The sequence below is a fragment of the Geodermatophilus sp. URMC 60 genome (assembly GCF_053502585.1).
In genome coordinates, this window is the sequence record NZ_CP199958.1 from 4,363,593 (window position 1) to 4,378,646 (window position 15,054).

Below are 15,054 nucleotides of genomic sequence, written 5' to 3' on the forward strand. Positions count from 1 at the left end.
CAGATGCAACGTCCATTGCGCCGTCCGTCGTGACTCGGTCAGCAGGGTCTTGCTGGAGTCCTCCCACCGCTCGACCACCAGCCCGCTCGCGTGGCACGTCCCGCAGCCCACCCAGTGCTGCGCGAGGATCTGGACTACTGGATGAGCGGGGGACGCCGATGTGCGGTGCGGCTCCTGCTGGGACCGCTGCGGCTGCCATCGACGGCCGATGCCGCGGAGGAGCACCGCGGCGCGCCACTACGGGTCACCGACCGACGCCCCTGAGGTCGACCGTCGGTTGCGGTGACCCGCGTCGGCTGGACATGGTGTGCCCGCCGTCCTCCGCAGCCGGGTCACCGGACCCATGGGGCTCCCGACCCCTGGGAGGAGCCGCACCGGGCGGCGCGGACATCCGGCACAGTTCCGTCGCGAGCTGCTCGAACAAGTGGAGGGCCCGATGCTGATCACCGAGGACCTGGACGACGTCGCCGTCCTGCGCATCGAGCACGGCCGGGTCGGCGCCCTCGACGTGGAGCTGCTGAACGCCCTCACCGAGGCCGTGACGGCATCCGACCGGGCGCTGGTCATCACCGGCAGCGGCTCCTGCTTCTGCGCTGGGGTGGACCTGCGCCGGATCCTGGACGGCGGCCGGCCGTACACCGAGGAGCTCCTGACTGCGCTGTCCCGCACGTTCCGCGTCGTGTTCGACCATCCACGGCCGACGGTCGCGGCGGTCAACGGGCACGCGATCGCCGGTGGTTGCGTGCTGGCCCTGGCCTGCGACCTGCGGCTGATGTCGGGCGGACGGATCGGGCTGACCGAGCTGGCGGTCGGCGTCCCCTTCCCGACCACCGCCCTGGAGGTCGTCCGGCACGCGCTCGGCTCCCGCGCCGGCCCGGTGCTCCTCGGCGCGCAGACCACCGACCGCGAGCGGGCGCTGGCCCTGGGGATGGTCGACGAACTCACCGAGCCCGCCGCGCTGCTCCCGCGGGCGGTCGCGCTGGCGGCTGAGCTGGCCGCCCGGTCGCCGGAGTCCTACCGACTGGCCAAGGTGCAGCTCCACCGCCCCGCGCACGCGGCGATCGAGGCGACCGCCGACGGCGACACGACCGTCCTCGACGGCTGGACCTCCGACGACACCCGGCTGCGGATCGAGGCCGCGCTCGCGGCGCTGACCGGGCGGTGAACGCCGTCCCCCTCCCGGACGAACCGGGCAGCCGTGGCGGCGGGCGGCAGGTTGACGGCGTGGAGCCGGAACGGCGTCCGCCACTGCAGCAGGGCCGGTGCGGGCGGTCGGATCACGCGCCCGCACCCCCAGGCGTGTGCCATCTCGGCGCAGTGGAGACCGTGGGCACGACCATCAGAGACGCAGGCTGGTCATGCCGCCGTCGACCCGCAGGACGGTGCCGGTGGTCGACGCGGCCAGCGGGGAGGCCAGCGAGGCGATCGCGTGGGCGACCTCGTCCGCGGTGATCAGGCGGCCCAGGGGCTGGCGCCGGCGCAGCGCCTCTGCGGCCGCCTCCGGGTCCTCGGCCGCGGCGAGCAGGCGGGCGACCCAGGGGGTGTCCGCGGTGCCGGGAGCGACGGCGTTGACCCGGATGCCCTCCGCCGCGTGGTCGGCGGCCATCGCGAGGGTCAGCGCGAGTACCGCACCCTTGCTCGCGCCGTAGAGCGCCCGCTGCCGCACGCCGACGAAGGCGACCGCCGAGCAGGTGGTGACGACGGCGGCATGTCCGGACCGCCGCAGGTGGGGCAGCGACGCCGCGGTGACCCGCGCGATGCCGGTGACGTTGACGTCGAGGACCCGCGCCCACTCGGTGTCGTCGTTGGCCGCGACGTCGCCCACGGCTCCGATCCCGGCGTTGGCGACCACCACGTCGATCCCGCCGAGCCGGTCGGCCACCGTCGTCACGGCCGTCTCGACGCCGGCGCGGTCGGTGACGTCGCAGGAGAGCGCCAACTGCCCTTCGGGCACGCCGTCGGTGCTGCGGTCGAGGACCGCGACCCGGGCGCCACGGTGCCGCAGCAGCCGTGCGGTGGCGGCGCCGATGCCGCTGGCGCCGCCGGTGACCAGGGCGACCAGCCCTCCGAAGTCGTCCATCCCGCTCTCCTTCAGGGCAGTCCCGGATCGATGTGGATCTTGGGGCCCGGACCCGCGCCCTCCGGCCGCTCGCCGGCCAGGACGGCGCCGACCCGGTCCAGGCCCACGGTGGCCGCGACCAGCGGGCGCGGGTCGACCTCACCGGCGGCGTAGGCGGCGATCGTGGCGGCGAGGCCGGGTGAGGCGGAGAGGATCCCCACGGCCGTGACGTCCTTGAGGGCGAGGTCCCGGGTGTCGACGGTGCTGGGGCTGCCGGCAAGGCCGATGTAGACGACGCGGCCGGCCGGTTCGACCCGCTCCAGGGCCAGGGCCGGCAGGTGGACGGCGTTGGACGCGTCGACGACGGCGTCGAACGGGAGGTCCGGGAGGGTCTGCTCGGTCCAGGCGTGCTCGAAGCCGAGGCCACGGGCGAACTCCAGCGAGGCCGGGCTGACGCCCATCAGGTGCACCTCGGCACCCGCGGCGCGCAGGAACATCGCGACCAGCAGGCCGATCGTCCCGGGCCCCAGGACCAACGTCCGGTCGCCGGGGCCGACGTCGGCCGCCCGGGCCGCGCGCAGCGCGTTGCCCCCCGGCTCGACGAGCGACCCCATCACCGGGTCCACCGAGTCGGGCAGAGCGTGCAGCGAGGTGGCCGGCACGGCGAGTTGCTCGGCCAGCGCTCCGGGTCGCCCGCCGCGGATGCCGACCTCCTGCCGGTGCTCGCAGACGTGCTGGTGCCCGCGACGGCAGCGGCGGCAGGTGCCGTCGCCGAGCATGGTGTCGCCCATGACCCGCCGGCCCTGCCAGGCGGGGTCCACGCCTCGGCCGACGGCCGCGACCCGACCGCACCACTCGTGGCCCAGGCGCATGGGGTAGGCGGCGTGCCCCTGGTGGAGGTAGGCCATCTCCCCGGTGGAGAACTCGACGTCGGTGCCGCAGACGCCGACCCGCTCGACGTCGACGACGACCTCCCCCGGCAGGGCCACCGGGGCCGGTACCTCCTGCACCGAGCTCTCGCCGGGCCCGGTGAGGACGTGGGCCCGCATGGTCCGCGGGCTCACCGCGGCGCGAGGACGCACTGCCGCTGTGAGCCCAGACCCTGGATGCCGAGTTCCATGACGTCGCCGGGCTGCAGCCAGACCGGGGGCCGGAAGCCCATGCCGACGCCCGGCGGGGTGCCGGTGTCGATCAGGTCGCCGGGCTCCAGGACCAGGAACTGGGACAGGTGGTGGACGATGAACCACGGGTCGAAGACCATGGTCCTGGTGTTGCCGGTCTGCCGGCGCACTCCGTTGACGTCCAGCCACATGTCGAGGGCGAGGACGTCGTCGATCTCGTCCGGGGTGACCAGCCACGGGCCCGCGGGGTTGAACGTCTCGGCCGACTTGCCCTTGACCCACTGACCGCCGCGCTCCATCTGGAACGCGCGCTCGCTGACGTCGTTCACGACGCAGAACCCGGCGACGGCCTCGCGTGCCTCCTCCACCGAGTCCAGGTAGCTGGTGCGCCGTCCGATGACGATGCCGAGTTCGACCTCCCAGTCGGGCTTGGTGGACCCACGCGGGATGCGCACGTCGTCGTCCGGGCCGATCAGCGTGTTGGGCGACTTGGTGAACAGGATCGGCTCATCGGGCACCGCCTGCCCGGTCTCCGCGGCGTGGTCCCGGTAGTTCAGCCCGATGCACAGGATCTGGTGCGGCCGGGCGATCGGTGCGCCGATCCGCTCGCCGGCGAACCGGGACACCTGACCGGTCGCGGCGCGCTCGTCCACGACAGGGCGGACGCGGTCGAGACCGCCGGAGCCGAAGAATGCCTCGTCGACGTCGTCGACGACGTCGGAGAGGTCGACGTAGGTGTCGTCGTCGAGACGCGCGACGGGCTTCTCGGCGCCGGGCGCGCCGATGCGCATGAGGTACACGGAGGTGCTCCAGGAGGTCGGGGGATCAGGAGGCAGCAGAACCCCACCAGGCGGGCACGGGCGGGCCGTGCAGGGTGTCCATGCCGTACGTGCAGCGGCCGTCGGCGGACCAGGCCGGCCCGTCGGACAGCGTCAGGTCGCCGTCGAGCTGCGTGCGGATCCCGACGGTGTCGGGGCGGACCAGCACCTCGGGCCCGGAGGGCCCGTCCAGGGACGGCGTCCCGACGACGAAGCGGCCCGCCGGGTCGACGGCGCCGTCGTCGAGCCGACGCCCCTGACCGGCCGGGACGACCTGCCGGCCGTCCTCCGGTGCGCCGTCCGGCCGCAGGACGACGAGGTGGTCCTGCGCGGCCACCGGCAGCGCGCCGTCCGCGGCGACGGCGACCGCGCCCACCGTGCCGTCGGGCTCCTGGCGGCTCGTGACCCCGATGCGCCCGCCGTCCAGCCGTCCCCGGAACACGGTGTCGGCGCGGATGTCGACCCACAGCAGCCGGTCGCACGCGGCGTTCCGCACCGGGCCCTCGGCGAGCGGGTGGACCTCGTCGGTCGCCACGGGGACCTCGGTCACCGCTGCCCCTCCCCCAGGGGTCCGAGCAGACCGCGGATCTCGTCCACGGCGTCGACGAGTGCGCTCAGCGGCGTCCGGTAGGTCAGGGCGCTGATGCTCACGGCTCCCGACGGGGAGGTCGGAGAGGTGAGGAACACCGGCACGGCGAGGCAGTTCACCCCGACCTCGTTCTCCTGGTCGTCGACGGCGAACCCGCGCGCGCGGTTCCCGCGCAGGTCGGCGTCGAGCTCGTCGACCGAGCACAGCGTGCGTGGCGTGCGCCGGGCGAGGTCCCCTGATGCGACCCACGCCGTCACGTCGTCCCGGGCGGTCAGGCGGGAGGCGAGGAGCAGCTTGCCCACCGCGGTGCAGTGAGCGGGGTTGCGACCGCCGATCGTCGAGGTCAGCCGGACCGCACCGGACGGAGGGTCGACCTTCGCCCGGTAGACGACCTCCCGGCCGTCGAGCACCGCGTAGTGCGCGGTCTCGCCGAACTCCGCGGCCAGCGCCTCCAGCACCGGGCGGACCCGCACGTGGTCGGGGCGGGCCTCGTGGTGGGCGAAGGCCATCCGCAGGAACTCGTCGCCCAGCACGTAGCGACCACGGGCGTCCTGGTCGGCCAGACCGGCGCGGCGCAGCGAGGCCAGCGCGCGGTGGACCGTCGGCTTGGGGCTGCCGATGGCACGGGTCAGCTCCTCGAGGCCGACGCCGTCGGGGAAGCGGGCCAGTTCCTTGAGGACGGCGAGGACCCGGTCCGACCCGACCAGGCGGCTCTCGTGCAGCGGCGGAACGGCGTCCCGACCAGCGGCTGTCGTTCCGGGCCTGGGCTGCGTAGTCTCCATCGTGATTCCAGAAGCTAGACCATCGTCTCGGCAGTTGGAAGGCGGTGGTGATCGTCCGTCGACGCGACCAGGGAGGCCCGATGACGTCAGGACGCGATCGGACCGCCGGATCCCCGCTGCGCAGCGCGCAGTGGTACGCCGGCGAGGACCGCAACGCCTACATCCACCGGGCGTGGATGCGCCGGGGCGTACCTGGCGACGCCTTCGACCGCCCGCAGATCGCCATCGCGAACACCGCCTCGGACCTGACCCCGTGCAACAGCCACCTGACCGAGGTCGCGAGGTCCGTGCGTGACGGCATCCAGGAGGCCGGCGGCATCCCCCTCGAACTGCCGGTGGTCTCCCTCGGTGAGACACAGGTCCGGCCCACCGCGATGCTGTGGCGCAACATGGCCGCGATGGCCACGGAGGAGATGCTCCGGGCCAACCCGATCGACGGCGTGGTGCTGCTGGGCGGCTGCGACAAGACCATCCCGTCGCTGCTGATGGCCGCCGCCTCGGTCGACCTGCCCGCCGTGGTCGTCCCCGGCGGCCCGATGCTGACCGGGACCTTCCGCGGCGTGCCGCTGGGCTGCGGCACCGACGTCTGGCGGCTGTCGGAGGAGGTCCGCGCCGGCACCCTGTCGCAGGAGGCGTTCACGCGCTCGGAGTCGTCGATGATCCGCAGCCGGGGCCACTGCAACACGATGGGCACCGCCTCGACGATGGCGCTGGTCGCCGAGGCGCTCGGCGCCGTCGTCCCCGGTGTCGCGGGCACGCCTGCCCCGGACAGCCGGTTGCTGGCGGCGGCGCACGGCACCGGCCGGCTCGCGGTCGAGATGGTGTCGGCGGACCGGCGGCCGTCCACCTTCCTGACGAAGGCGTCCTTCGCCAACGCGATCGTGGCGCTGGCCGCGATCGGCGGGTCGACCAACGCCGTCGTCCACCTGCTGGCCGTCGCCGGGCGGCTGGGGATCGACCTGACCCTCGAGGACTTCGACCGGATCGGTTCCGGCGTGCCGGTGCTGGTCGACCTGCTGCCGGCCGGCCGGTTCCTGATGGAGGACTTCCACCGCGCCGGCGGGCTGCTCGCCGTGCTGGCCGAGGTCCGGGACCTGCTCGACCCGACGGCGCTCACCGTCACCGGCAAGCCGCTGGTCGAGTACCTCGACGACGCGCCGATCTGGGACCCGGAGGTCATCCGGCTGCGCCGGGAGCCGCTGGTCGAGCACGGTGGCATCGCGGTCCTGCGCGGGAACCTCGCCCCGTCCGGCGCGGTCATCAAACCGGCCGCCGCCTCCCCGCACCTCATGGAGCACCGCGGTCGCGCGGTCGTCTTCGACTCGGTCGAGGACCTGCACGCCCGGCTGGACGACCCCGACCTCGACGTCGACGCCGACTCCGTGCTCGTGCTGCGCGGCTGCGGTCCGAAGGGCTACCCCGGCATGCCCGAGGTCGCCAACACGCCCCTGCCGAAGAAGCTGCTGGAGCAGGGCGTTCGCGACATGGTGCGCGTCTGCGACGGCCGGATGAGCGGCACCGCCTACGGCACCGTCGTGCTGCACGTCAGCCCCGAGGCCGCCGCCGGCGGCCCGCTGGCCCTCGTGCGGACCGGCGACGTCATCAGCCTCGACGTCGCGGCCCGCCGCATCGACGTCGAGGTGCCCGACGACGAGCTCGCCCGGCGCACGCCGAGCGAGGCCACCGTCGCCGGGTTCGCCGATCCGCGGCGCGGCTGGGAGCGGCTCTACGTCGACCACGTGCTGCAGGCCGACACCGGCGCCGACCTGGACTTCCTGCTCGGCTCCAGCGGGTCCCGGGTGAGCCGGGAGTCGCACTGACCACCCGATCGCCGAGCTGATGAGCCTGGTCGTGGCGCCCGCCGGCGGCGGCATGACCAGCGAGGGCGCTCACCCGGGCGAGCGCGGTCAGGTCACCGTCGACTGCACGACCCGGCCGCTGCAACGCTGGAGGGGACCGGATCCCGGGACCCGGGGCGCGATCCCCCGCTCGCTCGACCCTCCGTGCACTCCTGGGCTCCCGGATCGTGGGCTCCCGGATCTGCCCGTGGCAGGGTCGTCGGGGTGAGCACCACCGTGGAGCAACTGCTGAGACGTCATGTCGAGGCCGGCACCGTACCGGGCGCGGTTGCGCTGCTCGGCTCCGGAGACGCGCCGGTGGTGACCGCCGGCGTCGCCGCCGTGGGGGGCGGCCCGATGCGCGAGGACGCGATCATGCGCATCCAGTCGATGACCAAGCCGATCACCTCGGTCGCGGCGCTGCGCCTGGTGCAGGCGGGCCGGCTGGAGCTCGACCAGGGTCTCGAGGAGTGGCTGCCCGAGCTCGCGGACCGCCGCGTGCTGTCGAGCCCCACGGCGGAGCTCGGCGACACCGTGCCCGCCCACCGCTCCATCACCCTTCGCCACCTGCTGACGAACGCCTCCGGCTACGGGATGGCGCTGGTCGACTCCCCATTGCAGCGAGCGATGGCCGACAACGGCACCGAAGCCGGTCCGGAGCCTCTGACCCTGGGTGCCGAGGAGTGGCTCGCCCGACTGACCGAGCTCCCGCTCGCGTTCCAGCCGGGAGAGGGGTGGCGGTACCACCACTCGTTCGGCCTGCTCGGCATCCTCATCACCCGACTGACCGGTCGGTCGCTCGGGGAGCACCTGGCCGAGGACCTCTGCGGGCCGCTCGGGATGACCGATACCGCCCTGTGGGTGCCGGAGGAGAAGCTCGACCGGCTGCCCGCGGCCTACCGCCACGGCGATGACGGCCTGGTCGAGACCGAGCCTGCCGGTGGTGGCTCCTACGCAGGACCAGCACCCTTCGACGTCAGCCACGGCGAGCTGGTCTCCACCGCCCGCGACTTCCACCGCTTCGCCCGGATGCTCGCCGCCGGCGGCCGAGTCGACGGGGAGCCGATGATCTCAGCGGACCACCTGCGGCAGATGACCAGCGATCAGGTACCCGCCGAGAACAAGACGCCGGAGAGCTTCTTCCCCGGCTTCTGGGAGGGGATGGGCTGGGGCTTCGGCGTAGGCGTGCAGACCGAGGGACCACGGCGGGGCCGCTGTGGCTGGTCGGGCGGTCAGGGGACCGACTTCTTCGTCGACCCGGACGGCACGATCGGCATCCTCCTCACCCAGGTCGAGTTGGGAGCACGCACGTTCGCCATGATCGAGGAGTTCCAGGGGCTGCACCCACCGTCCAGCTGAACCGTCGGCCCGCGGTTGAGCCGTGGCGGCGCGTGGCCGCGCCTGTGGCGCGACCCGCGCTGACCAGGGCTGACGACGCCCGCCGCGAGGTGCGGGAGCGGATCACGTCCCGCGCGGAGGGACGCGGCTTGCTGGCCACCACACCGACAGCCCTACCCCGTGCCGATGAGTGCTGCCGACACCGGACTCCCCGCCGCGAGGGAGGTCCGGGCCGGCCCGCCCCGGCCCCGGGTGGGCACCACCTCCCGACCAACGGTGCTCAGCTCTGCGGCACGCCACCCCCACAGCGAACTGAGCACCGCCAACCCCTCCGCCCCCTCGAGGTCGTCCACCTGGACCACCCGCTCCCGCAGCCGGCCCGCCCCGAGCAGACGCGCGCGCTCGACGCCGGGCAGGCAGCCGGATTCCAGTGGAGGGGTGCACCACCGCCCGTCCAGCTTCACCGCGAGGGTCGCCCGGGTGACCTCGGTCAGCTCGCCGCGGGTGTTCAGCATGATCACGTCGTCGACGTCGGGCCGCCGCTCGCGGCGCCGGTCGTACCGCTCCCGCATGCTCGTCTTGTGGTACAGCCAGGTCTCGTCGGGATCGACCGGATCGTCGTCGAGCGCGAGCAGCACCGGGCCGGCCGGAGGTGCAGGTAGGGCCTCGACGTCGACCGCGAGCGTCCCGTCGCGGCGGAGCCGGACCCGGACGCGTGCCGCCGGTTCGCCCGCCAGCCGCGCGGCCAGCGTGCGCCGGGCCGTCGGCAGGTCGAACCGGAACCCCAGGTGCCCGGCCGAGTCCGCCAGTCGCTGCAGGTGCCGGTCCCGGTTGCGCAGGCCCCGCGGCGGGTCGTGACGCATCGTCTCCAGCAGCTCGAACTCACGAGGCCGCGCGGCGAGGACGGCGGCCTTGGCGAGGACCTCCCTGTGCTCGGCCGACACCTCCGACCCCCAGGTGATGCCGCTCCCGGTGCCGTACACGGCCTCCCCTGACGAGGTGTCCACCACGGCCGTCCGGATGGCCACGCTGAAGCGGGCCCGAACCGGCGCGTCCGGTGGGCCGACCAGGCCGACGGCCCCGCAGTAGACGCCGCGCGGATCCGGTTCCAGGAACCGGATGATCTCCATGGAGCTCGCCTTGGGCGCTCCCGTGACCGAGCCGCAGGGGAAGAGCGCTCGGAACAGCTCCACCAGGCCGGTTCCGGGACGGAGACGAGCCGTGACGTCGGAGGTGAGCTGGAGCACGGTCTCGTAGCGCTCGACCGTGAAGAGCGCCGGCACGTCGACGCTGCCGATCTCCGCGACCCGGCCGATGTCGTTGCGCAGGAGGTCGACGATCATGACGTTCTCCGCCCGCTCCTTCGCGCTGGAACGGAGCTGGGCGGCCAGGCGCCGGTCCTCGTCCCGGTGTCGGCCCCGCCGCGCCGTCCCCTTCATGGGACGGAGCAGCACGTGGTCGCCGCGGCGCTCGAAGAACAGCTCGGGGCTGGCGCTGGCCACGGCGAACCGGCCGAGGTCGAGGTAGGTGTTGTGGGCCCCGCGCTGGCCCAGCGCCAGGTCCCGGTACAGGGCCAAGGGGTCCCCGGGCACGCGGCCGGACATCCGCACGGTCAGGTTGCACTGGAACGTGTCCCCGGCGGCGATCCGCTCCCGCACCTCTCGGACGCCGTGGGCGTGCCCGGCCGGTGTCCACGTTGGTCGCCACCGAGCGGTCGGGGCCGGGCCGGCGCCGGCCGGCTGCAGCGGAGGCACGGGAACCGGCTCGTCGCAGAGCCCGAACCAGACCAGCGGCATGTCCAGGGGCGTGGACGGGTGCACGGCCAGCGTCGGGTCCAGCCCGGCGGCGGCCTCGTAGGCGACGTAGCCGAAGGCCCACCACCCGGCATCGGTGGCCCGCTCGACCTCCGTCAGGACGCCGAGCACCTCCGCGGGCCGGTCGGCGGTCAGCACCCGATGCGGCGGCGGGCACCGGACGGCGGTCCCGGCGCGGAGGTCGTCGAACCGGGCCCACGGCGCCCCGGGCCGGCTGCCGGACGTCACGGCGCCGCCGTCGCCGATCGCACCGCGGCCAGCAGGTGGAACGAGCCGCTGACCACGACCGGCAGCCCGGCCCCGGCTCGATCCGCGGCCCGGGTCACCGCGCGCACCGGGTCCTGCTCCACCACGGCCGCGATGCCGCACTCCCCCGCCGCCGCGGCGACCTGCGCGGCGGGCACGGACGTGCCGGCGGGATGGTCGCCGTCCTCGGTGCCGAACTGCGTGGCGACCACCACGGACGCCGCGGGAGCGATGACCCGCAGGGCGGCTCGGAGGTCCTTGTCCTGCTTGAGCGCGAGTACCCACGGGAACCGGGAGCCGGGATGGACGTCCTGCAGGGTCGCCACCAGCGCCGCGAGCTTCATCGGGTTGTGTGCGCCGTCGAGGACCGCGGTCCGGCCGCCGCCGATCGCACGGCGTTCGAACCGACCGGGCAGCGTGGCGCTCCGCACCCCCAGCCAGACGGCATCCGGATCCAAGGACCACCCGTCACGCGCAGCCAGTGTCTCGATGGCACGCAGCGCCAGGTGGGCATTGCCGGCCTGGTGCCGCCCCGTGAGCCCCAGGGACAGGGACGGCTGGCCCCGTAGCTGCAGCTCGGTGCCGCCCGGCCCGGTCCAGGCCCGCACCGCCGGGGGGCCCAGGCCCACCCACCGGAGATCGCAGCTCCGGCGGGCCGCCTCTGCGCTGAGCACGTCCTCCACCTCGGCGTCTGGTTGGCGAGCCGCGACCGCACGACCGCCGAGGGGCAGGACGCCGGCCTTCTGGGCCGCGATCTCGCGGACCGTGGCCCCGAGGAGGTCCTGGTGGTCCAGGCCGATCGGCGTGATCACCGCGAGCTTGTCCGCCCGGGAGATCGTGTTGGTGGAGTCGAGCAGCCCCCCGAGCCCCGTCTCGACGACCCCGTAGTCGACGTGGTCGGCGAACAGGCTGAAGGCGATGGCGTTGGTGACCTCGAAGAAGGACGGCCGACCGTGCCCGGCCTGCTCCACCGCCTCGACTGCCGGCCGGATCCGGGCCAGCGCTGCGTCGACGAGCTCGGCCGGCGGCGGCCCGCCGTCCACCTGGAACCGCTCGAGGAGGCAGTAGACGTGCGGCGACAGGTGGACACCGACCCGGAACCCGTGCGCCCGGAGCAGGCTCGCCACGAAGGCGCTCACCGACCCCTTCCCCGCGGTGCCCGCCACGTGCACGGCGCGGAAGCGGTCCTGGGGGTCGCCCAGCGCCCCGAACAGGGCCCGCGGGCGGGTGAGTCCCCCTCCGACAGCGCCCCGCTGGGGCCCGAGCTCCTCCAGCAGGTACCGGATCACCCGGTCGAGCGCCGCGGGAGACGGCGGAGCACCGACGGGCGCCATCAGCCCCACCGGCCCGGTGGGCATGACGTCGACGACGCCCGGCTCAGCGGAAGACGACGGTGCTGTGCCCGTTGAGGAGCACCCGCCGTTCGCTGTGCCAGCGCACGGCCCGGGACAGCGCGAGCGCCTCGGCGTCCTGGCCGACGGTGGCCAGCGCGCGCGGGTCGTGGGTGTGGTCGATGCGGATGACCTCCTGCTCGATGATCGGTCCCTCGTCGAGGTCGGGGGTCACGTAGTGGGCGGTCGCCCCGACGAGCTTGACGCCCCGGTCGAAGGCCTGGTGGTAGGGCTTGGCGCCCTTGAAGCCCGGCAGGAACGAGTGGTGGATGTTGATCGCCCGGCCGTGCAGGGCGGCGCAGGCCTCGTCGGAGAGCACCTGCATGTACCTGGCGAGCACCACCAGGTCGGCCCGGTGCTCGTCGACCAGCTCCAGCAGCCGGGCCTCGGCCTCGCGCTTGGTGGCCGGGGTCACGGGCACGTGCACGAAGGGCAGGCCGGCGGCCTCCGCCATCGGCCGGAGGTCCTCGTGGTTGGACACCACGGCGACCAGCTCTCCGCCGAGGTTGCCGGCACGCCACCGGAAGATGAGGTCGTTGAGGCAGTGCCCGAGCTTGGACACCATCACGAGCACTCGCTCCGGCCGGTCGCCGGCGACCTGGTAGGACATGCCGAACGCGTCGGCCACCGCCTTGAAGGCCGCGGACAGCCGGTCGGCGTCGGTGTCCCCGGCGCACACGAAGGCCGTACGCAGGAACAGCTGCCCGCGGAGCGCATCGTCGAACTGCTGGTGTTCGACGATGTCGCAGCCCTGCTCGAACAGGAACGAGCTGACGGCGTGCACGATGCCCGGGCGCTCGGCACAGCTGAGCGTGAGGGTGAAGGGTCGGGACACGGGTGCCTCCTCAGCACTCGACGATGTTGAGGGCCAGCCCGCCACGGGCGGTCTCCTTGTACTTGTCCTTCATGTCCGCGCCGGTCTCGCGCATCGTCTTGATCGCCTTGTCCAGCGGGACGTGGTGCCGGCCGTCGCCGCGCACGGCCATGCGGGCCGCGGTGATGGCCTTGACCGAGCCGACGGCGTTGCGCTCGATGCAGGGGATCTGCACCAGGCCGCCGACCGGGTCGCAGGTGAGGCCGAGGTTGTGCTCGATGCCGATCTCGGCGGCGTTCTCCACCTGCTCCGGCGTTCCGCCGATCACCTCGGCGAGGGCGGCGGCGGCCATGGAGCAGGCCGAGCCCACCTCACCCTGGCAACCCACCTCCGCGCCGGAGATCGAGGCGTTCTCCTTGAACAGCAGCCCGACCGCCGCGGCGGTGAGGAGGAACCGCACCACGCCGTCCTCGCCGTAGGAGCCGATGAAGTCGCGGTAGTAGTGCAGGACGGCCGGGACGATGCCGGCGGCGCCGTTCGTCGGCGCGGTGACCACCCGCCCGCCGGCAGCGTTCTCCTCGTTGACCGCCAGGGCGTAGAGGGTGACCCACTCCATCGCGCGGAGCGGATCGGTCTCGTCCGGATGCCCCTCCAGCTGGGCGCGCAGCGCGGCCGCGCGCCGGCGGACCCTGAGCCCGCCGGGCAGCACGCCGGTGGTCCGGGTGCCGCGCTCCACGCACTCCTGCATCACCGACCAGATGTGCAGGAGCCCGGCGCGGACCTCCGCCTCGCTGCGCCAGGCCAGCTCGTTGGCCAGCATCACGTCGCTGATCCGCAGGCCCGTCTCCCGCGTCCGGGCCAGCAGCTCCTCGCCGGTCCGGAACGGGTACCGGACCGGCGTGGCGTCCTCGACGATGGCCGGGTTGCCGGCGTCGTCCTCGTCGAGGACGAACCCGCCGCCCACCGAGTAGTACTCGCGCCGGTCGACCTCGTCGCCCTCGGCGTCCAGCGCCCGGAAGCGCATGCCGTTGCTGTGGAACTCCAGCCGCTTGCGCCGGTGCAGCACGACGTCGTCGTCCACCGAGAACGCGATGGGGTGCTCGCCGGCCAGGGCCAGCTTCCCCTCGCGACGGACGGCGTCGACCCGCGGGCCGGCCGCCGCCGGGTCGACCAGGTCCGGCTGCTCCCCCTCGAGACCGAGGACGACCGCCTTGACGCTGCCGTGCCCGTGCCCGGTGGCCCCCAGGGACCCGAACAGCTCGCAGCGCACCCCCGTGACCCGTCCCAGCAGGCCCTCGTCGCGGAGCCGGGACACGAAGGTGCAGGCGGCGCGCATGGGGCCGACGGTGTGCGAGCTCGACGGGCCGATCCCGACCTTGAACAGGTCGAAGGCGCTGATGGTCACCCCGTACCTCCCTCTCCCCGCCGTTGGCCTGCACACCAACCGGAGATCTAGGTACACAGTTGGTATATCAGATGTACTATGAAGGTATGTCGATCCCTCTGAAGAGGCAAGGCCTGCCGGCCGCCAACCTCTACGATCTGGTCGTGAGCGCTGAGCCCCTGGATCTCGACTCGTCCGCCGTCGCGTCACTGGCGGACAAGGCCTACGTGGCGATCCGGGACCGGCTGATCATGCTCGACATCCGGCCGGGCGACCCGATCGACGACGACGAACTGGCCAAGGACCTCGATGTGGGCCGCACCCCGGTCCGCGAGGCGCTGAAGCGCCTGGAGGGCGACCGGCTCGTGGTGTCCTACCCACGGCGAGGGACCTTCGCGACCGGGATGGACATCTCCGACCTGGCGCACATCTCCGACATCCGCGCCCAGCTCGAGCCGTTGGCGGCCCGCCGTGCCGCCGAGCGGGCCGTCCGCACGGCGCATGCCGAGCTCGAGGACCTGGCCTCGCGCATCCAGCACCTGGACGTCGCCCGGATCGACCGGACCGAGTTGATGCGCTGGGACCTCGCCGTGCACCGGGCGATCTACCGGGCGGCCGGCAACCCCCACCTGGAGGACGTCCTCATCCGCTACGACAACCTGGCGACGCGGATCTTCTGCCTCTTCCTCGACCGGCTGCCCACGGTGGACGAGCACGTCGGCGAGCACGTGGAGCTGCTCCGCGCGATCGCCGCCGGCGACGCCGATCGGGCCGACGACCTCGCCCGTGAGCACGTCCTGGGCTTCGAGCGAGCGATCCGCGCGGTGATCTGAAGAGGGACCCCGTCCTCCCACCCCTCG

13 protein-coding genes are annotated in these 15,054 nt (G+C 73.8%); 4 read left to right on the top strand and 9 right to left on the bottom strand.

The genetic code is table 11. From position 1 onward, the window contains the following. Window positions 1–436: 436 nt before the first annotated feature. The gene (locus ACWIX3_RS20540) at window positions 437–1,165 is read left to right on the top strand and encodes an enoyl-CoA hydratase/isomerase family protein (RefSeq protein ID WP_448609204.1); all 729 of its coding nucleotides are present in this window, start codon (window positions 437–439) and stop codon (window positions 1,163–1,165) included. A gap of 174 nt (window positions 1,166–1,339) precedes the next feature. Here the strand turns inward: ACWIX3_RS20540 and ACWIX3_RS20545 are convergent, their stop codons facing one another. Genes ACWIX3_RS20545 through ACWIX3_RS20565 form a run of 5 tightly spaced genes read right to left on the bottom strand, consistent with a single transcriptional unit; the run spans window position 1,340 to window position 5,369 of the window. Beyond that, window positions 1,340–2,080, bottom strand: coding sequence for an SDR family NAD(P)-dependent oxidoreductase (locus ACWIX3_RS20545; RefSeq protein WP_448609205.1), 741 nt, complete (start codon window positions 2,078–2,080; stop codon window positions 1,340–1,342). An 11-nt stretch (window positions 2,081–2,091) separates the two neighbouring features. Then, window positions 2,092–3,108, bottom strand: a complete 1,017-nt coding sequence (locus tag ACWIX3_RS20550) for a zinc-dependent alcohol dehydrogenase (protein ID WP_448609206.1) — start codon at window positions 3,106–3,108, stop codon at window positions 2,092–2,094. Window positions 3,109–3,119: 11 nt separating this feature from the next. Next, complete coding sequence (locus ACWIX3_RS20555) at window positions 3,120–3,971, bottom strand: fumarylacetoacetate hydrolase family protein (RefSeq protein ID WP_448612491.1); 852 nt, start codon at window positions 3,969–3,971, stop codon at window positions 3,120–3,122. 34 nt (window positions 3,972–4,005) lie between these two features. Further along, a complete protein-coding gene (locus tag ACWIX3_RS20560) occupies window positions 4,006–4,548 on the bottom strand; it encodes an SMP-30/gluconolactonase/LRE family protein (protein ID WP_448609207.1) in 543 nt (180 codons plus the stop codon). After that, window positions 4,545–5,369, bottom strand: coding sequence for an IclR family transcriptional regulator (locus tag ACWIX3_RS20565; protein WP_448609208.1), 825 nt, complete (start codon window positions 5,367–5,369; stop codon window positions 4,545–4,547). Before ACWIX3_RS20565 ends, ACWIX3_RS20560 begins: the two co-directional genes overlap by 4 nt. A gap of 80 nt (window positions 5,370–5,449) precedes the next feature. Here ACWIX3_RS20565 and ACWIX3_RS20570 point away from each other — a divergent pair, with 80 nt between their 5' ends. Further along, window positions 5,450–7,189: an IlvD/Edd family dehydratase gene (locus tag ACWIX3_RS20570; protein ID WP_448609209.1), complete on the top strand. Its 1,740-nt coding sequence runs from the start codon at window positions 5,450–5,452 to the stop codon at window positions 7,187–7,189. 243 nt (window positions 7,190–7,432) lie between these two features. After that, a complete protein-coding gene (locus tag ACWIX3_RS20575) occupies window positions 7,433–8,566 on the top strand; it encodes a serine hydrolase domain-containing protein (RefSeq protein WP_448609210.1) in 1,134 nt (377 codons plus the stop codon). A 152-nt stretch (window positions 8,567–8,718) separates the two neighbouring features. On the opposite strand, the gene pabB is transcribed toward ACWIX3_RS20575, so the two are convergent. The 4 genes from pabB to ACWIX3_RS20595 are packed head-to-tail and all read right to left on the bottom strand — an operon-like array spanning window position 8,719 to window position 14,215. Beyond that, window positions 8,719–10,587 carry an aminodeoxychorismate synthase component I gene (pabB, locus tag ACWIX3_RS20580; RefSeq protein ID WP_448609211.1) on the bottom strand — a complete coding sequence of 623 codons (1,869 nt, stop codon included), beginning with the start codon at window positions 10,585–10,587 and terminating at the stop codon, window positions 8,719–8,721. Further along, the gene (locus ACWIX3_RS20585; RefSeq protein WP_448609212.1) at window positions 10,584–11,963 is read right to left on the bottom strand and encodes a bifunctional folylpolyglutamate synthase/dihydrofolate synthase; all 1,380 of its coding nucleotides are present in this window, start codon (window positions 11,961–11,963) and stop codon (window positions 10,584–10,586) included. Before ACWIX3_RS20585 ends, pabB begins: the two co-directional genes overlap by 4 nt. Window positions 11,964–11,982: 19 nt before the next feature. After that, window positions 11,983–12,831 carry a formyltetrahydrofolate deformylase gene (gene purU / locus ACWIX3_RS20590; protein ID WP_448609213.1) on the bottom strand — a complete coding sequence of 283 codons (849 nt, stop codon included), beginning with the start codon at window positions 12,829–12,831 and terminating at the stop codon, window positions 11,983–11,985. A gap of 10 nt (window positions 12,832–12,841) precedes the next feature. After that, window positions 12,842–14,215: an L-serine ammonia-lyase gene (locus tag ACWIX3_RS20595; RefSeq protein ID WP_448609214.1), complete on the bottom strand. Its 1,374-nt coding sequence runs from the start codon at window positions 14,213–14,215 to the stop codon at window positions 12,842–12,844. A gap of 143 nt (window positions 14,216–14,358) precedes the next feature. Between ACWIX3_RS20595 and ACWIX3_RS20600 the strand changes: the two genes are divergently transcribed. After that, complete coding sequence (locus ACWIX3_RS20600) at window positions 14,359–15,027, top strand: GntR family transcriptional regulator (protein ID WP_448609215.1); 669 nt, start codon at window positions 14,359–14,361, stop codon at window positions 15,025–15,027. The last annotated feature ends 27 nt before the right edge of the window (window positions 15,028–15,054 follow it).